The sequence below is a fragment of the Kitasatospora sp. NPDC059577 genome (assembly GCF_042735475.1).
Classification (GTDB): domain Bacteria; phylum Actinomycetota; class Actinomycetes; order Streptomycetales; family Streptomycetaceae; genus Kitasatospora.
On the sequence record NZ_JBHWBZ010000002.1, the window covers coordinates 308,814 to 334,674 of the forward strand.

Here is a 25,861-nt window from a genome sequence, read left to right on the forward strand (position 1 = left end):
CGGCCTCAGGCTTCGTCGATCTCCCAGACCGTCTCCTGCCCGGCGGCGGCCGGGGCCAACAGGAAGTCCACCACGCGCTCCCGCACCTCCGACGCGAGCGGCGCGGGCGCCTCGCCCGCGGCGAGGCGCTCCCGAACGTACGCGAGCAGGCCCGGCTCGGGCGCCAGACCGTAGCGGTCCAGGTAGTAGGTGACGGTGTCGGTCCAGATCCACCGGCCGTCGCAGCGGTAGTTCATCGGCACACCGCCCGGGCGCTCCGGGTCGAGGACGTCCGCCATCAGGCTCGGGGTCATCAGCACGACGACGGCCGAGGCCAGGTACGCCGCCAGTGCCTCCCGCTCGCCCTCGTCCCCGATCACCGGGTGGTCCTCGTGGAAGGCCGGCCCGGTCAGCGGGTCGACCAGGTCGAAGACGGGGGCGACGATGAACTCCGCGGTCACTTCAACAGCTCCTGGAAAATCTGGTCGGCCAGCCCGGTGCCGGGGTGGTCGCCGTCGAACGGAATGGCGCCCGGGATGGGCCGCTTGACGTCGAACTCGTCGTCCTTGACACCGAGGTAGTTCTCCGGCCGGGGCGCCGAGTCGCCGGTCGGCGGGAGGTAGGCCCCGAGCTTCTCGATGACCGGGACGAGCGTACCGTCCGTCGGCCGGTCGAAGCGGTACCAGCTCCCACCGGCGGAGATGCCGGGCCGGGCGCTCGTCGTCATGCCGACCTGCTTGGCCACGACCAGGTCCCCGCGCCGTCCGAAGTCCGGTACGCCGTGCTCGTCGACCTTGGGCACGAACCAGACCGCCCCGTCGCCCGCGTAGGCCGGCGCCACGATCCGAGGGTCGAGCGCCCACAGCTTGGACATCGTCGCCGCCACGAAGCTCGACTCGATCCCGGCGCCCAGGTTGCACGCCACGAACTGCAGCGGCTTCTCGCCGTCCCAGCCGCCCGACAGCAACGCCTGGTGCAGCCCTGCGGCCACCTCGTCGGGCGAGAGCAGGTGGTTCACGTAGACCGGGAACCCGCCGTCGGTGTGCATCGCCACGGTGAAGAAGCGGTCGTCGAGCGGGAAGTGCTGCATCGCCGCCATCTTCTGGTGGTGCAGCTCCAGGGTGGGGGCCGCGCCGAAGACGGCGACGGGCTGGCGCCGCAGGTCCCCGGGGGGATTGTGCCCGCCGGGTTGTTCGACCTGGTGTCCGGTCGGCGTCAGCGGCGTGGTCGGGGTGTTCGGCATGGCCGGCGTCAGGTGGCCGCCCGGGGTCCCCGGGGTGCGGGGGGTGCCGAGTGCCGACAGCGGTGTCCAGGCCTTCTCGACGTCGGACGGCGAGACGTGCAGGCCCTGCTTCTTGAGCGAGTTGACGAGCTTCAGCAGCCGGTGGCGGTCGAGCGGCACGACCTGCGCGGCGTCGTCGGCCTTGTTCAGGCGCCTCAGGTAGCCGTCCACCTCCGCCCTGGTCACGGGCTGCTCGGAGTTCAGACCGAGCGCCTCCCGCACCACGTCGGCCATCCGGCGAACGCCCCGGAGCCGTTCGACGTCCACGTGCCCCGTGCCGCCGTGGAGGTCCGCCGTGAGGGCGCCGATGTGCCAGGTCTTCTCGCCCAGGACCTCCTTGGCCCTCTCGCCGGGGAAGACGTTCGCCGCCGACCAGCCGCGGAGGCCTTCCGCGTTCGAGACGCCGATCTCCTTGCCCAGGGCCCAGAGGTCCTTGTGGTCCTTGACCCCCCGCATGCCGGAGATGTCGGCGAGGTGCTCCTGCAGGTCCTCCCTGGCCCGGCGCAGGGCGGCCGCCGAGGTCGGCGTGCCCGGCGTACCGGGAGTACCCAGCATGGGGAACGAGGTGGAGGAGTTGGCCTCCTTCACGTTGATGAAGAGCTTGTTGTCCCGCCTGCGCCGCTCGATCACCGTGTAGGTGCTCCCCGGCTTGCCCAGAACCTCCTTCTCCTGCATCTCGACCGAGAAGACGGAGATGTCCTTGGCCGCCCCGCCGCCGGTCAGCTCCATGGTGACCAGCAGCGGCTCGGTGCCCGGAATCCTCCGGCGGGTGTCCCGGAACTTGAGCGCGACGGACTCCTGGCGGCTGGCGCTGGCGAAGTCGCTGCTCCGGACGTGCGAGCCGCCGTACGACGGGGACAGCCCGGTGAAGCCCTTGAAGGAGATGGCGGCCGTGCCGCGGTAGACCTTGCCCTCGGCCGCCGGAAGCTCCTCCAACGCCGAGTCCAGCATCCGGACGTGCTCGCGCATCTCCGCCTTGAGCCCCGGCAGGACGTCCGTCCGGACGATCTCCATGATCTTCCGGCGGTTCGCCATCTCCACCGACTTGATGCCGGAGTGCACCCGGAGCAGGTCCTTGATGGCGGGGTGGAGGGACAGCGAGGTGGGCGTCGCACCAGAGCCCCAGAGCAGGTTCTTGATCTGGACCAGCATCGCCTTGTCGAGCGAATCGCCGAACCTCATCATCACGTTGATGAGCGGGAACGCCGGCCCGGTGTAGACCGCCAGGGCGTAGAAGTGGGCCGGGGTCAGCTTGCTCAGGACCTCCTGGGCGGTCATGTGGTTGGTCGCCAGCCAGGCGTTGAGGCCGTCGACGACGTCCGTGTCCGCGTGCGGGTCCATCACGCCCTCGGCGATCTGCTCGAAGAGCGACCTCCGCTCCTCGATCACGGTCCGGTGCGGGCCGGAGGGCTCGGAGAAGCCGCCGTTCTGCTCCTTGATCCTCGAGAGGTAGACCTGCTCGTGCGGCAGCATGTGGTCCGGGGACAGCTCCCGTCGCACCTGGTCGAGCGGGATGCCCGGCAGGTTGCGGTACATGGACTCGGCGGACTTCAGCGTGTCCTCGCCCAGCGGCCTGGTCGCGCCGGACATCTCGACGCCCTTGAGGATCTCGTAGACCGAGTGGTCGCCGGTGGGCAGCATCCAGCCGAACAGCGCCTTCACCATGTGGTCGGGGCTGACGCCGTCCACGTTCAGCAGCCTGAACGCCGTCATCAGCTTGGCCGAGGTGGCCGAGATGCCCGCCACCAGCCGCATGCCCAGGTCGCCGTTGGCCTCCTTGTACCAGGAGGAGTCCGGGCTGAGCGTGTGGACCGCCTCGCCGGTGCGCCAGCTGATCGGCTTGTCGGGACCGATCTCACCGGGGCCGACCTCCGGGTTGGGCCGGTGCTCCACCAGCTTGTACACCTCCTGGCCGCCGGGCCCCCGCTCCGTGACCACGTCGTGGACACCGGGCCGGCTCTTGAGCGCCTCCAGGTCGTACGAGCCGTCCGCCTTGCGCGGAACGTCCTCCCACAGCACCCGCTCCAGGCGGAGCCCGACGATGTCCCAGGCCAACGGGTTGACCTTCAGGAAGGCCAACTCCCGCTCGCTCAGCTTCGTCCCGGCGATGTCCAGGTCCAGCGCCGACGGCGCCTGCACCTCCCCGGTCGGCCGCGGCCGGCGGGCGGTCAGGCTCGCCAGGTAGCCCTTGCCGTCGGAGAACCAGCTCTCCGACTGGGCCAGCACGTTCCCGGTGCCGAACACGTCGTGCTCGAACATGGTGGCGTGCTTGGGGCTGACCCTGCTCAGGCTCTCGTGGAGGCCCTTGCGCACCGGGCCCTCCAGGAACGCGTGGTGCTCCTTGAGCGCCGCCACGTTCAGACCGAGCTCCTCCGCCCGCTCCCAGCTCTCTCCCTCGATGAGGGAGTTGAGCAACTTCTTGAGGTTCAGATCGGAGTCGTTGAAGTAAGCCCCGTTGAAGAACGCCGTCATCAGCTCACGGGTGTTGCCGGTCTTCAGGAGCCCGGCGATCTGCTCCGGGGTGAGGTCGGTGCCGACCTGCCCGGCGGACGTCGGATCGTCCTTGAGGAGGGTCTTGAACCGGTCCAGCGCCGACACCTCGGGGTTGGCCTTCTGGATCACGTACAGCAGCTTGGCCACCGTTCTGCGGGCGGCGTCCTCCGCCTCCTTCAGGTTGTGGCAGTAGGCGCCGAGCCGCTTCTCGAACTCGGCGGTCGCCGCCGCGTATTCGGGCGCGTCGTAGAGCGGGCGCTTCCCGAAGACGGTCGCGCCCGGCATCTCGTGCGCCACGGCCGACGGGGAGTCCGCCCAGTGCAGGCCCTCCGGCAGTCCCTCGTGGGACGCCGGGACGGACAGGTCCGCCGGCAGGTGCGCCCCGAGCTCCTCCACGTGCGGGACGGGCCCGTGCGGCGCCGGCTGCGGGTGCTCCGGGTTCTCCGGGTGCTCCACGTGCGGCGGGTTCTCCGGGTGCGGCGGGTGCTCGCCGCCGGTCTCCGGCAGTGACACCTTCAGCCACGTGCCGCCCGGGACCACGACCGGCAGGCCGTTGGCGTCGAAGCCGACCGTCTTGGCCACCACCAGGTGGCCCAGGCCCTCCGGCTCCACGGTGAAGGCGCCGGTGGGCTTCGGCACGAACCAGAGCTTGCCCTCGGGGACGTACGCCTCCAGCGGGCCGCTCACCTTGCCCCGCAGCGCGCGCAGCACGTCGGCCGCGTACGAGGACGCCTTGCCGGTGCCGAACTCGCAGGCGGGGAACTGCAGCGGCTTGCCCTCCGCCCAGATGCCCCGGGCACGCAACTCGACCAGGACGGCGGCCAGTTCCTCGGGGCCCACCCGTTCGCCGTGCCAGGTCGGCGAGCCGTCGGCGTGCTCCGAGTGGAAGGCGACCGAGAAGAAACGCGGGTCCTTGGGGAACCGGGCGACGGCGCCGCCGGTCTCCTGCCGCTGCCCGACCGGGCTGTCCGGATCCGCCAGCCAGCGCACGTCGGAGCCCGCGCGGGCATCGACCAGGGCGTCCACCATCTCGTGCACGCGCTCGGGCCGTTGCTCGGGCTGCTGCTGCGGCTCCGGCTCCGGACGGTGCTCCGGCTGCGGGTGCTGCGCCGGCGGCGCGCCCAGGTCCGGCCCGGTGCCGCCCCGGTGCACGGAGAGGTCGGACTCGACCGGGTCGATCGGCTTGGAGCGCGGGTCCCTCGGCACCGGCGACGCGGTGCCGGAGTCCGACGCGGCCGGGCTCGGGGTGAAGGGCGGACGGGGCGTGGGCGTCGCGGTGATGTCACTGCTGCCCGAGCCCGACCGCTTGAGCTGCGGACGTGCGGTGTCCGGAGCGTCGGGCAGGCTCTCGTCGGATCCGTCGACCCGGTAGTGGGTGACCTTCTTGCCCTCCTCCACCCAGAGCACCTTGCCCGGAGCCTGTCCGGTGGCGTGCTCGATCAGGGCCGGCAGCGAGGTGTTCCAGAGCAGGCCGTCGACCGCTACGGTCCGCGCCTTGGCCGAGGCCGCGAACGTCGAGGCGAGGTCCTTCTGCGAGGCGAAGCAGCGGGCGAGCAGGACGTCGACGTGCTGCTTGCGCTCGGCGCCGCTGCCCAGCGAGTTGACGTCGGCGTTGGAGAAGCTGGCGCGCCGGCGGACGGTCCGCCCCAGTGCCTCGCCCTCCATCCGGGCCGTCACCGAGAAGGTGCCCGGCGTGTGGGTACCCACCTCCATCAGGGCGGTGGAGCCCAGTCCGTGCCCCTGGTCGACGTACGGGCGGGCGCCGAGGTCCCACTTGATCTCGGAGCCCTTGAACACGCCGACGCTGCCGTACTCCTGGTGGAAGACGCGGCTGTTCGGCAGGACTTCCCGCCCGGGCTTCTCGATGACCCCGATGTGCGGCACGTCCATCGGGACGGCCTGGTCGAAGCTCCAGAACTTCCACTGGTCCGGGACGTTCCAGGTGGTCCGGCCGACGTGCTCGCCCGGCTGGTCACCGACCGGCCGCGAGTACAGCGGGTAGGACACCGTGGAGCGGTCCGGCAGCGGGATCTTCAGGGGCAGGACGGGCCCCTTGCTCCCGCCCAGGCTGTGGGTGACGAAGAAGCCGCTCTCCTTGAACTTCTCGGTGTCGAAGTCCGACGGAGAGGTCCGGTAGTCGCGCGGCGGCAGGTCGTGGTCGTGCCGGGCCGTCACGGCGAGCGTGGTGGCGCCGTTCGGGCCCCCCGACAGCGGCTCCGTGCGCACCGGATTGGCCTTGAAGTGCACGGTCCGGCCGGTCTCGGCGGCGATCCAGCGCGCCAGCTGCTCCATGTGCGGGCCCTCGGCGAGGTCGCCGTGCAGGCCGACCAGGCCGATCTCGCCGTTCGCCGGGAACTTGCTCTCCTTGAGAACGTGCCCGATCAGGCTCGCACCGTCGCGCCAGGGCAGGGTGACCGTCCCGCCGTCCTTCGTGGTGACGGTCAGGCCGCCGCGCCGGTCGTCGACGACCACCACCGCGACCTTCTTCGGGCTCCCGTCGGGGAGCTTCTCGCGCATGGCGGACGCCCACGGCAGGTCGGCGTCACCGTGCTTGGTCGGCAAGCCCGTCCGGCTCTGCTGGGTGTAGTCGAGGTACTCCCGGTTCCCGTCGAGGTTGCGGAAGCCGTCGATCGCCGCCGCGTCCAGGTCGGCGAAGACGAACCCGAGCTTGTCCCGGGTCATCTCCACCTCGACCGCGACCTCGCCGCTCAGGTAGGTCCTCCGCTGGCCACCGCCGTCGAGCCCGTCGCCCGTCCAGGAGCGCGCTTGCGGCTCCTGGACATGACCCTCCGCCACCAGCTTGCCGTCCTGGTAGCGGGCCACCCGCTCGTCCCCGAGTGCGATCCGGACCTCGATGTGCGTGCCGGTGCCGCCCAGTTCGGCGCTGAGGTCCTTGGCGAAGGTCCTGCGGTCCCGGTCGTCGACCGTGCCGTCCTCGCCGGTGATCACCACGGCGAGGGCCGGGGTGTGGGGCTTGTCGCCGTTCGCCGAGAGGATCCTGGCGGCCTCGGCGGGCGTCAGGGGTGCTCCGGTGTGGTCGACGAAGCCGCCGCCCTGCGCGGAGAGCACGAGCAGCTTCGAGTCGGCCAGCCCCGGGAGCTTCTCCAGGTTGTGGATGAGCCCGCGGTCGACGACCTTTCCGGGGACGAGCACCCCGGCCGTGGTGTACTGCGGCAGGTGCGCGTCGGTCCGCTTGCCGCCGGACAGGTCGGTCCGCACCCGGGCGTCCAGCTGGGCCGAGGCGTGGTCGACCAGCTTCTGCCGGACGTCATCCGTCGGCGCCTGACCGGAGAAGTGGAGGGTGACCGTGTCGCCCCTGGTCACGCCGAGCTTGGTCAGGGCCTCACTGAAGGCCTCCGGAGTCAGCTGCCGGACCTCGCCGTGCTCCGTGGTGAACACCGGACCGTGCGGGCCCGACTCCACGGTGACGATCCGCTCGCCCGGGACGTTCGGGGCCAGCAGCAGCGCGTCCTTGTAGGCGGTGGAGTCAACGCCCAGCTTGGGCCCGCGGATCACCGCGGTGTCGGGGCGCGTCGTCGGGATCACCGGCGCCGACTCGCCGGGCTTCGGCACCTCCGGCGGGGGCGTCACGCCCGGATCCGGTTCCGGGTAGAGCGGGCTGCTCGTGCTCGTGTCCCGCGCGTGGTGGACCGCCTGCTCCGTCTGCTCCGGGGTACGCCCCTTGAACAGGTCCTGCACCGAGGCGCCCGGGTACTTGGCCGCCTCCAGCTTGCGGCTCGCCTCCACCTCGGCGGCGTGCGCCTTGTCCGCGGCGAGGAACGCGTCCCGGAACTTCGCGTCGTCCCCGAGGACGTCCAGCAGTGCCTGGCGACGCTCGCCGATCCCGCTGAAGGGGTCGAAGAACAGCTCGCCGGAGTCGTGCCTCATCCCGGGCGGGACGACGCCGGCCCCGGCCTTGGCCATGCGCTTCACCTGGTCGAACATCAGCAGGTGGCGCAGGTCCTGGCGGATCGCCCCGATGACCGCCGGCGTCAGGGTGCCGTCGTTCAGTGCGGGGATCTCGGCCAGCTCCCGGGAGAGTTCCGTGATCGCCCGCAGGGTCTCGCCGAGCCCCTGGTCCGGCTTGCCCGCGTGGTGCCCGTCGAGGTACTCGGCGAGCGACCGCGGAGCGGGGACCTTACCCGCGGCCCCGGTCAGCACGGCGACCCGGGAGAGCTGGCGGGGCGTCAACTCATCGTTCGCGACGAGCAGCCCCGACAGGACGTTCGGGTTGTGCGTGGCCTCGGCGGACAACACCAGACCCACCGCATAGCTGCTGAGCGTACGGCTGCCGAGCAGGTCCTCCACCGCGTGGTCGGCCGCGTAGTCCTGGAGGGCCTTCACCAGCTCGACCGCGCCCTGCGGACGGGCCTGGAGCGGCTCCTTCAGCGACGCGCCGATCTTGTCGACCAGTTCCTCGGCCGACGTCTTCTTCGGCGTCTCCCAGAGGTCGACGAGCTCGTTCACCGCCTTCTTCTGGCGGATCTCCAGCTGTTCGTCGGCCACCTGGGGGTGGACCGGGTCCGGCAGCTGTCCGGGCAGCGGCAGCTCCTGCAGGCCGGCCTGCAGCTTCTGGCCCTCCTTCAGGGCGTTCGTCACGTGGTCGGCCGCGTCGATCCAGTCGGCCACCTGGCGCATCCGGTGGTCGGACTGCGTGATCCACCGGCCCAGCCTGGCGTTGTACTGCCTCTTGGCCAACGCCGGATCGGGCAGGTCGACGCCCCCGTGGTCCGTCAGGAAGGCCTTCAGCTCGGTGACCCGCTGGTCCAGGCCCTTGCTCGCGGCGACGTCGACGTCCAGCAGCGCGTGACCGGTGCGCTTGTCCGTCTGCTGGAGGAACTGGTTCCAGGTGGCGACGTGCTGGGCCCACTCGGCCCGCAGGTCGGAAACCTTCCGAAGGTGCGCGGCGACCTCCGCCGGGCTCGTCAACTCCTGCTTGGGGTAGGGGTTCTCGTGGTCCTTCCAGGTACGGACGGCACCCGCCGGCAGCCCTCCTCCGGGCGCCGAGGAGTCGCCGCCGGAGCGGTGGTGCCACTCGTCCCCGCCGAAGTGCTGGAGCGAGGCCCCCACCGCGTGCTGCAGGGCACTCGACAGCACCTCGCGGTCCGCGCGCACCACGTTCGCTTCGGTGAGCGAGAAGGCGGGGGTGACGTGCCCCTCCTTGCCGCCTCCGGCCGCGATGCTCAGGTCGACCGCGACCGAGCGGTCCACCAGGACCGAGGAGATCTTCGAACGGCTCAGGTCACCGCCGGTGAGACCGGTCGCGACACGCACGGCGGTGTCCTCGCTGCCGATGACCAGCAGCGAGTGCTCGTCCCCGGTGTACAGCTCCAGCGAGCCGCCGTCGTGCAGACCGAGCGGCAGGGCGTCCCCGGAGGACACCAGGTACAGCCGGACGAAGCCCTGGCCGCCGATCGACGTCTCCTCGACGTCACCGCGGTGGACCAGGTTGCCGTCGGCGTCCTTGGAGGAGGGCAGGAACGGTGCCAGGTAGGAGGCGCCGTCCTTCCACAGCTCCGGGTGCACCGACGGGCCGTCACCGCTCTCCCAGACCGTGTCGAGGGACATGGCGGACCCCTCGGAGCCGGCGTCCGACTCGGAGTCCGACTCCCGCAGGGAGCTCAGACCGCCCGACGACTCGTCCAGGCTCATGAGCCGGTCCGCCAGGAGCCGCTGCGAGGGCCGCAGGTTCGGTGACGCGTCGTGCGCCGTGTCATGGGCGGGCTGGTCGGCGGAGAAGTGGAAGGGGTCCTGACCGCTGGTCGAGGGGCGCGGCCGACGCCATCGGTCGTCCATGGAGTGGCTGGGGCTGGGGCCGGAGTGCTTCAGCCGCCGGTACCGGCTCGACGAGCTGGGGCTGAGCGTCTGCGGCGGCCCGTCGCCGCCCGGCCGGCCCTTCGCACCGGCACCCTTGCCTCCGTCCTTGTCACCGGGGCCGCGCGGGGCCTCGGACGGCTCGGGGTGGATCTCGGGCGCGATCGGCCTCGGCTCGCCGCGCGGGGCGAGGGCGGCCTGCGACCACTGGTCGGTGGCCGCGGGGTGCTCGGGGTGCTCGGGCCCCGGGTGCGTTCCGGGCTGGGGGGGCAGGTCGACGTGCGGCGTCGACTCCGACTCCAGGTGTGGCTCCGGCTTCGGCTCGGAGTGCGACGGCGCGTCGGCGCCCGGGTGGGGGGTCACCCCCGAGTGGTCGACCTCCAGGTGCACGTTCTCGTAGGGGAAGCCGTCGTTCCTGAAGCGCGTCAGGTGCACCCCGCCATCCGCGTCGGCGATCAACAGGTCGACCGGCGCCATGAACGTGTCCGCCACCCGGCGCGCCGCCGCGTGCGGATCCGTCAACAACCCGTCCTCCGCCCGCAACACGACCCGGAACGACCCCATGTCCTTCGACATCAGCTGCGGCATCAGGGCCTCCTCCACCCCCGCCGGATCCAGCCGAGCCCCGCCCGACAGCTCACGCACCTCGAACGGCGCCGGCTCCAGACCGTCCTGCGGCGACTCGTACCGCACCGACTCCCAGGAGAAGGCCCCCGTGGCGGAGCCGGTGGGGACCGGGGCGGTCGGCGGCTCGTCGACCACCCCGCGCATCAACCTGCGCTCGGCTTCGGTCAGCCCTTCGGCCTCGATGGTGGGCAGGTGGTCGCGAATGTCGGCCTCGGTGAGCGGCAGGCCCTCCTTGGTCGTCCGCTCGATCGCCTCGGCGGTGCCGCGCAGGTGCTCCCAGCTCACGCCCTGCTCGTCGGGCTCGTACAGGTGGTGGGCGTACATGGCCACGGCCGTCCCGGTCGGATGGCCGGGGAACATCGCGTGGGCAAGGTCCGACAGGTCCCGGGTCGTCCTGAGGTGTTCCACTCCGGACGCGCCGAAGGAGGGCACACCGCTGCCGTAGAGCGAACGCCCGAGCCGGACCAGGTCGAGCACCCGGTGGTGGTGGACCGCCGCGTCGCCCGGGCCGGTGCCGGCCCGCAGGCCGACGGCGTCGCCGACCTGGGTGATCAGGGTGTGGTCGGCGGGCCCGGCGGCCGTGTTGAACTGGTCACCGAGCCCGTCGGCGACGTACTGGTCGAACCGCTGCATGCCCTCGACCAGGTGGTCGGCGATCTCGTGCGTGCTGTAGCCGCCGAGGAAGAGCTCGAAGGAGTTGGTCAGCACGGAGGGCCTGAAGCCCTGCTCCAGCAGGAACTTCTGCATCAGCACGCTGACGTTCACGCGGCTGTTCGCGTCGGAGAACGGCTGGATGATCTGCAGGGCCCGGGTCACCTTGGCGATCGCGAGCAGCTTGGAACGGTCGTCCGTGGCAGCGGCGACCTCACCGTAGTAACGGTCCAGGACGGCCTGGACGTGGCCGGGCGCCTCACCGTGGACGTAGCTGATCGAGATCATGCCCTCGCCCTTCTGCCCGCGGGAGAACGCGACCAGTGGCAGCCCGACGCCCGTCGTGGAACCGGACTTGGCCGTGATGTCGCCAAGCAGCCGGCGACCGTTGACGAGGTCGTCGGCGAGGTCGGCAGCCAGGGTGGTCCGTCCGGTACCGCGCATGGTGGTGTGCAGGCGGGCGCCCTTGGTCCCGGACCACTCCGTGGCGACGTTCCGGCCGGACCCCTCGACCAGGTGCCGGGTGGCCAGGTCGTGCAGTTTCTCGTACGCGTGGACGTCGATCCGCGACCAGTCGCGGCCGGACCCGGTGTGCCCGTCCAGCACCTCGCGGAACAGCTCGGTCATGCTCCGGCGGAAACCGGGGTACTTCGTCCGGTCCAGGTGGTTCGCGGCGTCGGACGGCGACCCGACGAGCGCGTCCTGGTGGACGTTGGCGTCGATGAACAACCGCCACCAGGACGACTCGGGGATGAGGTCCGAGAGCTTCGGGTGGCCCGGGGCCGACACCGGTACGGAGCCGGGCTCGGGCCGGAGGGAGTCGAACACGTCCTCGGCCGCCTTGACGACCGGGTCCGGCTTCACCTCCGGCTCGGTGCGCGGCGCGGGGTCGGGCTCGGTGCGCGGCGCGGGGTCGGGCTCGGTGCGCGGCGCGGGGTCGGGCTCCGCCTCCGGCTTCGCCGCGGGGGCCGCCTCCGGCTCAGGCTTGGGCGACGCCTCCGGCTTCGGTGCGGCTTCCGGCTTCGCCTCGGGAGCCGCTTCCGGCTCCGGCTTGGGCCCGGCCTCCGGCTTCGGAGCGGCCTCGGGCTTCGGGGCCTTCTCCGCCTCCGGCTTGGTTGTCGCCTCCGGCTTCGGGGCCGCGGCCGGGTCGGCGGGCGGCGTGGCATCCGGGGTGGCGGCAGGCTTCACCGGCGGGTGCTTGGGCATGGCGAGCCCGTCCGGGTTGTCCTCGCTGAACGTCAGGTAGTGGTCGCTCATCACCTTCGCGTCGACCGTCTCCCGCTCGGGGATGTCGACGGTGATCGGGATGACGCCCTTCTCCACCACCTCCTTGTCGCCCTTGAAGAAGACGACCTCGACCTCCGCGAAGCCCTCGTAGCGCGCCATCGGCGTGTTGAACTTCGCGTGCGAGACGACCTGGCCGGAGCTTCCGGCCGACACACCCTCCCGGCTGCGGTGGGACCCGCCGACGCCGACCTGGAAGGTGCCCTCGGCCGCGCCGACATCGGTCTTCACCCCGCCCTGCACCTGGCCGCCCCAGAGCGACCAGTCGAGCCGGGTCTTGGTGGAGGTGGTGGAGGTCGCGTTGGAGGGGCTGAGCTCGACCTTTCCGTCGGTCCGGTCGTACTCCAGCTGTAGGACCTTGAGGTTCACCTTCACGCCGCCGTCCGACACCAGCAGCCGCCGCCCGGGCGAGGGCGTGCTCAGCGGCTCGCCGCGGGTGGCGGAGCCGAAGTGGCTGGCGAGCTGGGCGTGGTCGGTGGTGTTGCGGGCGAGGCTCTCCATCCGGTCCCACGTGCGGGAGCCGAAGAACTCGCGACCGCGCAGCCGCAGGATGTCCTGCACGCCACCGGCGTCGCCGAGCCAGCGCATGACGTCGATGTCGCGCAGGCCCTCGTTCCAGACCCGGGCCGGCGGCGCCTTGACCACCTTCTCCACGGCCGGCTCGGTCGGCGCCGGGGCGGGAGCCTGCCCGGTACGGTGCTCGGGCGCCTCGAACGGCGTGGGCTTCGGCCCCTTGGCGGGGCGCCCCTCCCCCGCCTCGACCGAGACCTCGAAGCCGACCTTCGCGGTGTCGATGCCGTGCACCGTGGTGCCGAGCTTCCGGACCTCGCGCCAGGCCTGCCCGGCGGCCGACTTGACGTGCTCGAAGGCCGCCCCGGGCACCTGGGTGCCACCGTCCGGCACCAGCCGGTTCGGGTCCCCGAGGGAGATCAGCGGCCGCCGCTCCATCCGGAAGTACAGGATCGCCTCACCGGTGTAGGCGCTGCCGGCGAGCTTGGTCTTGGTCGCGGCACCCGCGGTGCTGCGCTGCGCCTGGACGTCGAGCTGGTCGTGGCCCCAGGAGTGGGTGACGGAGCCGCCGCCGGTGACGGCCGGGCCGACCGGCAGCGGGCTGCTGGTGCCCTGGACGGACACCGTGACGACGTTGCCGCGCCCGGCGCCGTAGCTGGTGACGCCGTCCGAGCCGGCCATGGACTTCTGCACCTGGGTGCCGGTGTTGAACTCGGTCTGCGCGGTCTCACCGGTGTGCTCCAGCCGGGACACTCCGGCCGTGATCCGGACGGTGCTGCGGCCGTGCTTCACCACGATCTCGTGGCCGGACATCATCGACTTCAGCTGCGGCTGCAGCTTGGTGACGTCGAGTTCGCCCCGGATCTGCTCCTTCATCCCGGCCCAGTCCGAGCCGAGCACCTTCGCTCCGCGCCGGTCCAGGCCGGAGACCGCGGAGTCGCCGACGGACGGGCGTTCCTCGGTGCCCGCCGGGTGCGGGCCGGTGCCGGTACCGGCGCCGCCGCCGCGCGGGCGCAGCGGGTAGACGTCGGTGACGACGTCGGAGGAGCCCAGACGGTGGGTCTTCTCGACCCGGACGGGCGGGTCGAGCGGCTTCTTCAGCGGTGCGGTCTCGGTGGATCCGTGCAGCGGGGCGTCGCGCAGCGGGACGGCGACGGTGGTGTCGACCGGTACGTGGACGTCCGGCGCGGTGACCTTCTGGCCGAGCTTCTTCGCCTCGATGTGGACGGTGAACTCGGCGGTGCCGCTGAAGAGTCCGGCCGGCTCGACGGTCTTGCCCTTGCTGACGGTGGCGCCGGTGCTGTCGATGGCGGAGCCGTGCACGAAGTCGTTGCGGCGGGAGACGTTGAGGCCGAGGTCGACGTGCGGCAGCTTGAAGCGGAAGGGCGCCGTGAAGACGTCCCGGACCCGCCGGTCCTTGCTGACGCCGGTCGTCACCCGGGTCTGGGTACCCAGCTCGAACTCGAACTTGTCGACCGTGTCGGTGTGCGTGAAGTCCTTGCGCAGGCCGGCCTTGACGGTGACGGTGGTGTCCCAGCCGTGGATCGTGACGTGCTCGGTGAGCTTGCCGCCGCGGGTGAGCTTGGACAGCTGCGGTTTGAGGGCGATCGGGTCGAAGCGGCTCTTGATCTTGCTCAGGACGTCGTCGGGGACGTGGCCGAACTCCTTCTGCAGGGTGGTCTCGATGCCGTTCAGGACGGCGGTGTCGCCGTTGCCGAAGCTGTGCACCACGTCGGAGGCGCTCAGCGCGCCGCGGTCGGTGATGCGACGGGGCGGGTCGTGCGGCTCGGCGGGCCCCTGGTGGGTGACGGGGGTGCCGGTGCCCGGTCCGGTGAACAGCGCGCGGCCGTCGGCGCCGACGGTGTGGCGGCCGGTCTCCTTGGCGTCCACGCTGACCTCGGCCCGGATCGGGACGGTGACGGTGTGGTCCTTGCCGTCCACGGTGATCCTGACCTCGACGCCGATGCCGGCGTCGTAGATCTCCTGCGGGCGGGCGTACTTGCCGTTGGCGTACACCTTCTGCGCGTTGCCGTCGCGCCAGCCGTCCCGGTTGCGGACCTGGCGGGAGTAGCCGCCGCCGACGTCCATACCGATCTTGTCGGGCAGCGGGACGGTGCCACCGGCCGCGCCCTGGCCGGACTTGGTGTCCGAGAGCAGCGTGCGACCGGCGCTGAACGACGAGGTCTCGTCGACCGGGTTGAGCTCCGCCTTGGCGTTGGGCCGCTTGTACTCCAACTCCGTGATGTGCGCGGTGGCGGAGACCTTGACGCCGTGCTTGAGCAGGGCAGCGGCGATCTGCTCGGGCAGTTCCAGCCGGGTGCCGCGGGTCATCGCGGTCAGGTGGGAGGCGACCATCGGGTGGCTGAACAGCTGCTGGACGTCGCGCTTGACGTCCTTCCAGGCGCCGCCGAGCACCTCCTCGCCCAACCGCTCGACACCCTCGTGCAGCGGCTCGACGGTGGGCAGGTCGCGGACCGTGGTGGTGTCGCCGAAGCCGCCGCCGGTGCCGTCGGGCTTGCGCCAGACGCCGTCGGGCGGGCTGGGGACGGTGCTGCCGGGCTCGAAGGTCCTGGGCTGGTGGGGCTCGGGGGTGTCGGCCGCGACGAAGAGGGTCGGGTCGCCCGCGCCGGTGTCCTGGACGCTGCGGGCCTCCGCCTGCTCGATCAGGGCCCGGAAGTCGACGGAGGTCGTCGCGGTGTCGCCGGACTTCCCGAGCGGCGTGTCCTTCGCGAACGTCAGGCTGAGCTCGGCCCGGCCGTCGTAGACCACGCCGGGGCCCTTGGTCTTGGTGGTGAGAAGCGTCTCCTGGCTGTTGCCGGAGATCTGCACGGTGTCCTTGATCAGCTGGAGCCCGCCGCCGCCGGAACCGGTCGACTTGTCGATCGCGCTGCCGGAAACCACACCGGGAAGCGGCAGTTGGACGCCGTCACCGGCGCCGCGCTGCTCGGTGCGCACGCGCTGGACACCGGTGCCGACGTTGAACTCGGTCTGCGGGGTGTTGCCGTGCTGCCAGATGGCCTTGACGGAGGCGGCGATCTCCACCGAGCCGGTGACGAGGCCGGTCCTGTCGACCACCTCGATCCGGGTGGGCTCGCCGGACATCATGCTCTTGAGGTCCTGCTGGAGGCGGGTGGTGTCGAGTTCCGCGCTCAGCTTGTCGCGCAGCGACGGCCACAGGTCGCCGAGCACCTCCTCGGCGGTCTTCTCCACACCGTCGAGGATCTCCTGCATCGGGTGGTCGGCGTCCGGCCGACCGTGCCGGTGGGTGGAGACGTCGAGCACGATGTCGGAGCCGCCCAGTCGCCGGCCCTCGACCACGCGCTGCGGCGGGGCGAAGAGCTTGTCCTTGGCCGGCGGCACCGGGGCGCCGTAGACGTCCAGGGTGTCCCGGACGGGGATGCCGACGGTGACGCCGATCTCCAGCCGCCGCACCCGGTCGCCGGGCGCCTCGAACACCGGCTCGCCGTGGTGGGTGAGTTCGGTGAAGTCGAGGGCCAGATGGAGCTTCCCCGCGAACAGGGCGCCCGGCTCGACGGTCTTGCCGCGCGCGATGGACCGGCCGACCTCGACCGAGCTGCTGCCCTTCACCGAGTCGTGCTGGTAGCCGAAGGTCTCGGTGACCTCGGCCTTGCCCAGCTTGAACTTGGCCTGCGCGGAGGCGTTGAAGCGGTTCAGGGTGTCGTCCCGCAGGCCGACGGAGGCGTGCCGGTCGGAGCCGTTCTCGAACTCGACGCTGGGCGCGGTGTCCTGGTGCACCAGGCCGTCCACGTCCACCCGGACCGAGATCTTGCCGGACCAGCCGTCGGTCTCGAACGGCGCCTCCCAGACGTCGCCCCGGGAGAGGGCGGTCAGCCTGGGGCGCAGCGTGTCCGGGTCGAAGAAGTCCTTGGCGAGCGTACGGGCGGCGGGCAGGTCCTTCGGGAAGGCCGACTCGAAGAGCTTGACGATCTGATGGTGGACGGCGGTGTCGCCGTGGTGCAGGCCGACGACGAGGTCGGAGGCGGACAGCCGTCGGTGGTTGGTGATCCGGGTCGGCGGCAGGCGCAGCTCGTCCGGGCCGAGCGGCTTCTTGGGGGTGAACGCGGGGTCGTTCGGGCCGTGGCCGTCGCCGGACTCCGTCGAGAACACGGACATGGCGAGCACGGACGCCGGCGGGGAGGGCGGCGCGGGGTGGGCGAGCGGGTCGTGGTCGGCCTCGGTGATGACGATGGTCGGGATGTCCGACCGGTGCGGCGCCGAGACCTCGGGCTTGGGCGTGGTGTCGGTCGCGGGCTTGGTTCCCGCCCCGGACTCGGCCTTCGGCGCGGTGTCCACCGAGGCCTCGGCCGTGGGCTTGGACACGGTGTCGGTCGCGGGCTTGGATCCCGGCTCGGTCACGGGCTTCGGCGTCAGGTCCGACTCCGTCTTGACCACGGGCTTCGGCGCGGGCTTCGCCTCGGGCTTCGGCGCGATGTCGCCCACCGACTCGGGCCCCGGCTTCGGCGTGTCCGCCGACGCGCCGGGCCGGTCGTGTCCGCTGACGGTGGGCACGCTGTGCGGGGCGGGCGGGAGCACCGGGCCGTCGTGCCCGGCCGGGTGCGTCGGCGGCGCGGAGCTCACCGACGGCGCCCCCACGGGCGGGCGGCTGGCGTCGTAGTGGTTGGAGCCGTTGTAGTAGACCGTCACCTGGTGGCCCTCCGGCGGGCCGTACCGCAGGTACTCGGTGTGGCCGCCGTGGCCGTCCGGGCCGAGGATGCGCAGGCGCAGGCCGAGGGCGTCGGCCAGCAGCGGCGGGAAGGTCTCGCCGTACCCCTGCCACCAGGAGCGTTCCCAGTTCCTGACGGCGTCCTGGAGGCCGGCGAACTCCCCGGGCGAGAGCGGCGCGTCCGAGATGGTCCGGTGCCAGACCTGGAGGTCGGCGAGCTCGGCGTCGGAGAGGTCGTGCAGCCCGATCTGCTCGGGGCGGCCGCGCAGGAACTCGAACTGCTCCTCGGGGTGGGTGGAGCCGTCGGCGAAGTTCCAGCCGACCTCGTGCTCGACGGTGCCCCGGTCCTCACCCCGGGCGACCCGCTCGTCGACGTACTGCCGGCGCAGGTCGTGCGGGTCGGTCGCGGGCTCCAGGCCGCGGTCGCGCAGGTACGTCTCGGCGGCCCGCTGCTCCTCCGGGCTCTTGAACTTCCACCTGACGCTCTGTTCGGCCTGCGCCCGGGCTGCGGCCGGATCGCCGCCGGAGCCGCCGAGTTCGTGGGCGAGCGCGGTGACGTAGCGCTCGCGGAGCAGCGGCGCGGGGACGACCTCGTGGGTGGCGACGCCGCCGACGCCGAGGTCCAGCAGTCCGTTGAGCAGTTCGGGACGGCTCTGCCCGGCGAGCTGCTTGCCGAGCTCCTGGGTGACGATCTTGCGGTAGCCGCGGGCGACCTCGGGCGGCAGCTTCTCCGGGCCCTGCGTGAGCAGGTGCTCGGTCACCGCGCGCTTCATCGCCTCGGGCGTCGACGGCAGCGGGGCGCGCGAGCCGGAGCCGGTGGCGCCGCGCTCGGTCAGCACCTGGTGCACGGCGTCGGGCCGGCTGGTGGCGACGGAGTTGAGCAGGCAGAGGCCGTCGCCGTCGACGCGGACCCGGTCGCCGGGCGGTGGGAAGGCCTCGACGACGGTCTCGGTGCTGTGCGGGGTGGCGGCCCCGGTGGCGCGGGGGGCCGGGTGCGAGGGACCGTCCGCGCCCGTGAAGGCTTCGGCCGGGGTCGGCCGGGCGGTGTGCTCGTCGGGGTGCAGGGCGGCCGCGTTGAAGCCGCCGTCGCCGTGGATGGGGCGGTTCTCCGGGTCGAGGGTGATCGCCCAGACGCGGGTGACGTCCTGCGGGAGCGGACGGCCGCCCGGGGCGTGCAGGCCCTGCTGGGCGTCGACCCAGACCAGGCCCTCGCCGGGGACGTTGACCAGGTTCCAGGCGTGGCCCTTGCCGTCCTCGGTCCAGGCGAAGACCAGCGCGGCCGAGCCGGGGCCGCCCTCGGTGACCCGGCGGGCGACCTCGATCAGCCCGGTGCTGCCGAGGCCGAGGTACTCGGCCGGCCGGCCGGTCCAGTGCTGGGCGTCGCCGACCGCGCCGAGGTGGCGCTCGTTCAGGGTGAGGGCGACCTGCGGGTCACCGTGGAAGGTGGCGTGGAAGGCCATCGCGGCCGCCACGCAGTTGACGTCGCCGAGCAGGCTGCCGTCGCCGTCCGCGGGGTTGACCAGGTCGACGAACTCCTGCGGGTGGGCGAACTTCTTCGGGCCGTCCGGTCCGGCCAGCGCCTGCTCCAGGGCGTGCCGGGCGGCCGGTCCGGGCGTGTCGTAGCCGCCGTCGGAGAACTCCCGCAGGAAGGAGTCCAGCGGGCGCAGCAGCCGGGGCGCGCCGTCCTCCTGGTCGAAGGGGCGGCGGCCGTCGGGGGTGTGGTCCAGGTCGGGCCGGGGGCGCTTGGCGGCCGGTTCCGGGCCCGTCGCCGGGGCGTCCGGGGCCGGGTCGCCGTGGTCGGTCGGGTGGTCGTTCTCGTACTCGTCCCGGCCGCGGCGGCGGGACGGCTGCTGCGGCTGGTCGGTGGAGCCGTGGTCGCGGTCGGGCCGCGTGCCGCGGGCGTCCGGGCCGGGCTGCGCGGCGGGGTCGCCCTGGTGCGGGGCAGGGTCGCCCTGGTGCGGGGGCGGCGGGGTGCCGTGCTCGGGGCGCGGGGTGTCGGCACCGCCGAGGTAGCGGATCTGCCAGACCTTGCCGTCCTCGACGCCGATGGCCAGCCGGACGCCGTCCACGGTGCCCTCGTGCAGGATCAGCGCGCCGCTGGGGCGTTCGGGGTCGGGGTAGCTGCGGTCGGGGCGCTGGAGGATCCGGTGGGCGGCGTCCGTGAAGTCGTGGTCCGTCCAGTGCGGCAGCGCGCCCTCGGGGAAGTCGGCCTTGATCCACCAGGGCGCCGGCCACTCGTCGGTGGCGGCCGGCTCGCTGCCGTGCTCCGGCCGGGCGGGCTCGCCGCCGGGCTCGGGGCGCGGCGTGCGGGCGTCCGGGCCGGGCGCGGCGCCGTGCTCCGGGCGCGGCGCGGTGTGCCCGTCCGGGGTGTCGCCGGAGGTGCGGGGCGGGGTCGGCGGCTCGGGGTTCGGGCCGGCCGAGCCGGTGGCGCCGGCGTGTTCGGTCTTCTCGCTGCCCCCGGTGCCCCCGGTGCCCCCGGTGCCCCCGCCGACGGTCCGGCCCGGGCGGGCGGGGCCGACCGGTTCGTCGCCGAGGGTGGTGCCGCTCCAGCCGGTGTCGGTGCGGACGGGTGCGGGGCGCCCCGGGGCGGGCTTGCCCCCCTCGGTCTGCACCGGGCTCGGGCGGTCGGCCTTGCCGCCGACGGATGTGTCGGGCCGTCCGGAGCCCGTCGCTGGGTCGTGCTTGCCGGAGGTCGTGCCGCCGCCCGACGTGGTCGGTACGGGCTTGGGCGTGGGGTCGGCGAACAGGCTCGCCAGATCCGCCTGGCCGAAGGCCTTGGCGAACAGCGCCGCGTACTCGACGTCCGGCGCCTCGCCCGTGCCGCGCGAGTAGCCGAGGACGTGACCCATCGTCACTTCCTCGTGGTGCGGCCCGAGTCGGGGCACCGGGAAGGGCGCAGGGTGGCCGGCCAGGTTGCTGAGCAGCGACAGCGCGGTCATCGGGTGCAGGGGCCCGAAGTACGCGCCCTTGCCGGCCTCGACCTCCTTGAACTGGACGCTCTGGACGTACGAGGTCCACTTGTCGCCGATGCCGAACTTGTGGAACGCGGCGTGCAGTCCCTTGCCGAGCAGGCCCATGCCCATGCCGGCGCCGAAGGTGGCGGCGCTGGTGGTGAACGTGTGGCTGTCGTCGAAGATGAGGTTGTAGAAGCCCTCGGAGAGGTTGCCCTGCACGCCCTCCATCAGCTGGGAGCCGACCGCGAAGCCCAGCCGGTAGAGCTTGTTCCCCTCGCCCATGGCGGCGGCCAGCTTGGGCAGGTGTTCGGCGAGGGCGGTGACCCCGTGCTCGCCGAGTTCCGAGCCGCCGTGTTCCAGGACGGAGCGCAGCACGACCCCGAGCGACTCGTTGCCCGCGCCGTGCTTGGTCCAGCCGGCGACGAAGGCCTCGGCGTACTCCTGGCCGAGCTTCCTCGCCTCGGTCTTGCCCAGCTGGGTGCCGAGGTGCTTCTCGAAGGAGCCCGCCAGGTTCTCGGTGAAGCGCTCGGCGACGCTGCCGGCGCCCGCCTTGCCGAAGCCCTGCTTCAGCCACGGCTCGACCTCCTGCATCCGGCGGCCGAGGGACTGCGAGAAGGCCTTGGCCTCCTCGTCGGTCAGCAGCTTGCGGACACCGGCCCCGGCACCGCTCTTGCCGGCGCCCTCCAGTCCCGAACTCCCGGCCTTGCCGATGGACTTGGCGCCGGCCTTCTCCAGGTTGGTGAGCGCCGAGCCGCCGGCCTCCTTGGTGACGGTGTTCAGCAGGTGCTTGAGCGCCTCCTTGTCACCGTTCTTCATGACGTTGGCCAGTTCCTTGGAGAGGACCTTGCCGGCGTTCTTCCCGATCAGGTTGCCGATCAGCTTGCCGAGGCCCATGCCGAGCAGGTTGATCGGCCCGGCGAGCGCGCCGCCGATGACGCCGTTCAGCACGCTCTGCTTGAACGAGCCGTCGAGGTCGAACGACTTGCGGTCGCCGTGCGAGATCTGGATGCCCTGGATGATCGAGTCCATCAGCATGCCGGTCACGATGCCCGTGAAGGTGTGCATCAGGATCGACTTGAGCAGGAACTTCAGCAGCGTCCAGAGCGCCTGCCGGGTGAAGAAGTACGCCAGCGACAGGCCGGAGAAGCTCTCGCCGAAGGTGAACGGCGCCCAGATGGTCGCCATGGTGATCTCGAAGACCAGCTGGATGAGCTGGGCGATCGCCATCCACTTGGTGTACTCGACCGAGTTGGCGACGTCGCCCGCGCAGTCGGCGAGCGCCTGGGCGGTCTCCGCGGCCTGCTTGACCTGGTCCGTGCCGTCCTTCCCGCCGCCGAGGCCGATGTAGGCGTTCATCGCGTTGCTGAACGACTGGGCGGCCTCGCCCTCGAACTCCTGCCGGGCCTTGATCGCCACCGTCGCGATCAGCTCGTGGAGTTGCGGGATCTCCTTGGCCAGGACCTCGTACGCGTCCCGGACGTCCCGCAGTTCGCCTTCCTTGACCTGCGGCCAGGGCATGCCGGCGAGCGTGCCGAACAGGTTGGAGAGGAATTCGCCGGGATCGAGGGACGGGTACGACACGGGTGGTTTCTCCTACATGCTGCTCATGATGTCCTGGGCGGTGTCCTCCGCGTAGTCGAGGTCGGCGACCAGGTTGATGCCGTTCTCGCCCGCCTGTCTCACCGTGTCCTTGATGTTGCTCATCAAGGTCTCCAGGTCCTTGGTGGCCTTGTCCACCTGCTCGTGGTACTGCTTGCCGATCTCGTCGTCGCCGCCGACCTTCTTGTTCAGGTCGTTGACCGTCTTGACGTCGGCGATCACCTTGTCGATCAGGTCCGACAGCTGGCCGAACTCGGCGAACCGCTTCTTGAGCTCCTGGGTCTTGCCGAAGACGTTGGGGTCGCTACTCACGGAACTCCTCCTGGCGGCCCGCCCGGCGGCGCTCCGCCTCGGCGTCGTCGTCGTGGCCCGGCCTCATCGAGCGCAGTGGCTCCAGCAGTTGGTCCAGGTTGCTGCCGCCGGTGAGCCCGAGCCGCAGCATGTCGCCGACGCCCTCGAACTGCTTCATCGCCCGGATGACCTGGTCGCCCATCTCGGCCCGGGCCTGGTTGAGCAGGTCGGTGAGCAGCGTGCCGAGTTGGGCGGGGGCCATCTCCTGGTAGCCGGTGGTGTGGAAGGTGAGCCCGAGGACCTGCCCCTGCGGGCCGACCTTGACGGTCACCATGCGGTCCTTGGAGGTGACCGTGGCGGAGGAGCGGGCCAGCTCGGCCTGGACCTCCTCGGCCCTCTTCTGGTGCTCCCTCATGGCCTGCATGGCCTGTTCGATCTCCTCGCTCATCGAGCCGAAGAGGCCGTCGGGACCGAACGGGTCGGCGGTCGTGGGCATGGTCGTTCCTTCCGTCCGGCCGGGGCCGGGTGTCACGGGTCGTGCGTACGAGGGTGGCGGCGGGGGCGTGCCGGTCAGCGGCCGATGACGCCGCTGACCGCGGTGCTCTCGGTGCCCCAGACCTCCTCGTCCTCCGCCAGCCAGGTGGTGCGCTGACGGTCCTTGTCCTTCTGGTTGGGCGCACCGCCGGCGCCCGCGCCGGGCGGCATCATCGGCGGCATGCCGCCGCTGGTGGACATGCCCTTGCCGGTCAGCGCGTTCTTCTCGGCCTCGGCGGCCGCCCGTGCCTGGGCGGCCTTCTCGGCGGCGTCGGCGGCCTCGGCCGCCGCCCGGGCCTGGGCGGTGTTCGGGTCTCCGCCGTTGGCCAGCGCCTTGCTGCTCATGCCACTGCGGCCGCCGGGCATCAGCCCGCCGCCGGGGTAGCCGCCGAGGCCGAGGCCGTCCGAGCCGCCGGAGTCGCCGAACAGCGAGCCGCCGGGGTGGTAGGTGTACCCGCCGGAGCCGAACCCGCCGCCGCCGAGCAGGCCGTCGCCACCGCCGCTGTCGAAGCCGCTCTCGAAGGCGTGCCGCTGGTCGGCGAGCAGCTGGGAGACCTCGGAGATCGGCCGGCCGTCCGGGTCCAGCAGGGTGCCGTCGCCGTCGATCCGGGAGCCGGGCTCGACGACGATCGGGTTGCCGTTCTTGTCCAGCACCGGCTGGCCGTCCGGGCCGATCACCCGGCCCTGGTCATCGACGTGCGAGCCCGGCGGCACCTTCATGTGCTCGCCCGGGCCGGTGCCGACGCTCGCCCCGTCGGGGACGGTGATCGGCTTGCCGTCGGGGCCGAGCACCGGCTTGCCGTCGGGGCCGATCACCTGGTGGGTGGTCGGGTCGATGTGGCTGCCCGGCGGCACGGTGACGGGGTTGCCGTTCGCGTCGAAGATCTGCTTGCCGTTCTTGTCCAGCACCGGGACGCCGGAGCCACCGCCACCGGGGAAGCCCGAACCGCCGCCGCCGGGGAGGCCCGAGCCACCGCCGCCGGGCAGACCGCCCGGCCCGGTGGTGAGGCTGGGGGTGTGGCCGGGGCCGCTGGTGAGGTTCTTGAAGTTGTCGTTCACCCCCTTGAGGTTGTCGCTGATCCCCTTGTTCATGTCGTTCAGCGAGTTGTTCATGTTGTTGTTCATGTCGCTGAGGTTCTTGCTGATGTCGGAGAAGGGGTCGTCCTTGCTCCCGCCGAGCGGGTCGTCCTGCGGGGGACGGTACGGCGCCTTGGGCGCCTTCACGTGGATGCCGTCGTTCAGGCCCTGGATCGCGGGGACGTAGCCGGCGTCGAGGATCTTCACCGCGTCGCCGGCCGCCTTGTCGAGGATGTCGGCGACCCCCTTGAGCCACCGCTCCTTGGCGCGCTTCTCGGCCTGCTTCCAGAAGTCGTCGCCGTGCGGGTCGCCCCAGGCGGTGGTGACGGTGAAGCTCACGTCGAAGCCGGCCACCGCGGTGCCGTCGCTGTTGCCGGCGGGGGTCTCGGAGACGGTGACATTCGCCGTGGACATCCCCTCGACCAGGGCGTCCAGCATCGGGTTGACCGGCCAGGCGATCCGGTTGTTGCGGTAGGTCTCCTGACCGGTCCACATGGTGTGGATCGCCTGCTGGGTGGCGTCCCGGCCCGCCTTGAGGAGCGTGTCGACGTGCTTGTCCTGCAAGGCCTTGGCGAGCCCCTCGACCTTGTCGCCGAACTGGCTGAGCATGGTCTTGAACACGCCCGCCGCGGTGCCCTGCCAGTCCGCGCCCGGCGCCGCCACGTCACCGGCCCAGCCCCGGACCTGCGGCGCCCAGGTCTGCAGCAGCTGCCGCGCACCGGTCAGCGTCGACACGGCGGTGTCGAAGCTCCAGGGGCTCATCGTGTCGTTCTCGTACGGCGAGTGGGCGAGCGGCATCAGCACGTCGGAGCCCTGGCGGACCCATTTGCCCAGGTCGGTCGTCTCGTCCAGGAACTGCTTCCAGTTGAGGTTGCAGCCGATCACGTGGCTCCACGGGCGGCCGGTGCTGTCGGTGTAGTTGTACGACCACCACGCGTCGTAGCCCTCGTTGCCCCCGGTCTGCTTGAAGTACGGCAGGGTCTCGTCCTTGTGGTTGGCGATCCACTGGACCTTGTCGTCACCGGTGACGCTGCTGCGCTGGGTGAACTGCGTCCGGTCGGAGGACGCGAACACCAGCAGGACGGATTCCCAGGTGGTGGTGGCCATCGGTGTCACAGCTCCAGGGGGCTCGGGCGTGCGCGGGGCGGACCGGAGGAGGGGTTCGGCCCGCCCCGCGGTCAGGGGTGACGGCGGGCGGCGCCGTCGGGCGGGAATCGGTGCGGAGCACCCGGTCGTGGACTAGCGGATGCCGCCGCCACCGAGGACGTCACTGACCAGGTAGATCATCTCCGCGGCCGCGAGGGCGTCGTCCCCACCGTGGTTGAGGGTGGTCTGGGCCGACTCCAGGTCGTCGATCATGGCCTGGACCTGGTCCTCCAGCGTCTTGAACTGGGCCTCCAGGGCGGCGCAGTACTTGGTGAAGGCGTCCTGCAGCGCCTTGGTGCTCGGCAGCACCGCGGGGCCGCCGCCGGGGAGGAGCTTCGCGTAGTCGCCGGAGAACTTCCCGCCGCCGATGCCGAGGACGAACTCCTTGAGCGCCACCCGGGTGGGGTGGGTCTTCAGGTCCTCCAGCATCTTGGCGAGCTTGGTGTGGGCGAAGTCGAGCAGGAAGTTCTCGGTGACCTTGAAGCTGTTGGCGTCGTCCTTCTCCTTCTGCTGCTGCTTCTCCCGGGCCTCCTTCTCCTTCTGCTTGCGCTTCTCCTCCTCCTGCTTCTTCCAGTCCTCTTCGGCCTTCTCGTCGTCGGTCACCGCGACTCACCCTGACCTAGTGGAGCTGGAACTTGGAGCCGGCGGTGCGGTCGGAGTCGCGGATCAGGCCGTGGACCTCGTCCAAGGCGGCGGCGGCCTTGGCGATGTCGTCGGTCATGGCGGTGTCCGCGGCCGACAGGATGTCGGCGTACCCCTTGCCCTGGGTGGCGTACTCACCGTGCAGCTCGTGGCCGAGGCCCTGGGTGAGGAACGTGCGGGTCTGCTCCATCATCTCGTGCATCTGGGCGCCCAGTTGGCGCAGCATCGCCGCGGCCTCGTCGATCTGCTGGTGGTGGAGTTCGATCCTGCCGTCTGACATCGTGGCTCTCCTTC

At 71.8% G+C, this 25,861-nt stretch carries 7 protein-coding genes; all 7 read right to left on the reverse strand.

Going from position 1 to position 25,861, the window contains the following annotated elements; genetic code table 11:
• Window positions 1-5: 5 nt before the first annotated feature.
• A complete protein-coding gene (locus ACFV0O_RS03925; RefSeq protein WP_380335957.1) occupies window positions 6-440 on the reverse strand; it encodes a hypothetical protein in 435 nt (144 codons plus the stop codon).
• Window positions 437-21,859 carry a toxin glutamine deamidase domain-containing protein gene (locus ACFV0O_RS03930; protein WP_380335960.1) on the reverse strand — a complete coding sequence of 7,141 codons (21,423 nt, stop codon included), beginning with the start codon at window positions 21,857-21,859 and terminating at the stop codon, window positions 437-439. Before ACFV0O_RS03930 ends, ACFV0O_RS03925 begins: the two co-directional genes overlap by 4 nt.
• Before the next feature lie 12 nt (window positions 21,860-21,871).
• A complete protein-coding gene (locus ACFV0O_RS03935; RefSeq protein ID WP_380335962.1) occupies window positions 21,872-22,189 on the reverse strand; it encodes a hypothetical protein in 318 nt (105 codons plus the stop codon).
• Window positions 22,182-22,664: a YbaB/EbfC family nucleoid-associated protein gene (locus ACFV0O_RS03940; protein WP_380335965.1), complete on the reverse strand. Its 483-nt coding sequence runs from the start codon at window positions 22,662-22,664 to the stop codon at window positions 22,182-22,184. Before ACFV0O_RS03940 ends, ACFV0O_RS03935 begins: the two co-directional genes overlap by 8 nt.
• A 74-nt stretch (window positions 22,665-22,738) precedes the next feature.
• The gene (locus ACFV0O_RS03945; RefSeq protein ID WP_380335968.1) at window positions 22,739-24,886 is read right to left on the reverse strand and encodes a hypothetical protein; all 2,148 of its coding nucleotides are present in this window, start codon (window positions 24,884-24,886) and stop codon (window positions 22,739-22,741) included.
• Between the two features lie 132 nt (window positions 24,887-25,018).
• Complete coding sequence (locus tag ACFV0O_RS03950) at window positions 25,019-25,528, reverse strand: hypothetical protein (RefSeq protein WP_380335971.1); 510 nt, start codon at window positions 25,526-25,528, stop codon at window positions 25,019-25,021.
• 16 nt (window positions 25,529-25,544) lie between these two features.
• Complete coding sequence (locus tag ACFV0O_RS03955) at window positions 25,545-25,847, reverse strand: hypothetical protein (protein ID WP_380335974.1); 303 nt, start codon at window positions 25,845-25,847, stop codon at window positions 25,545-25,547.
• Window positions 25,848-25,861: the final 14 nt, after the last annotated feature.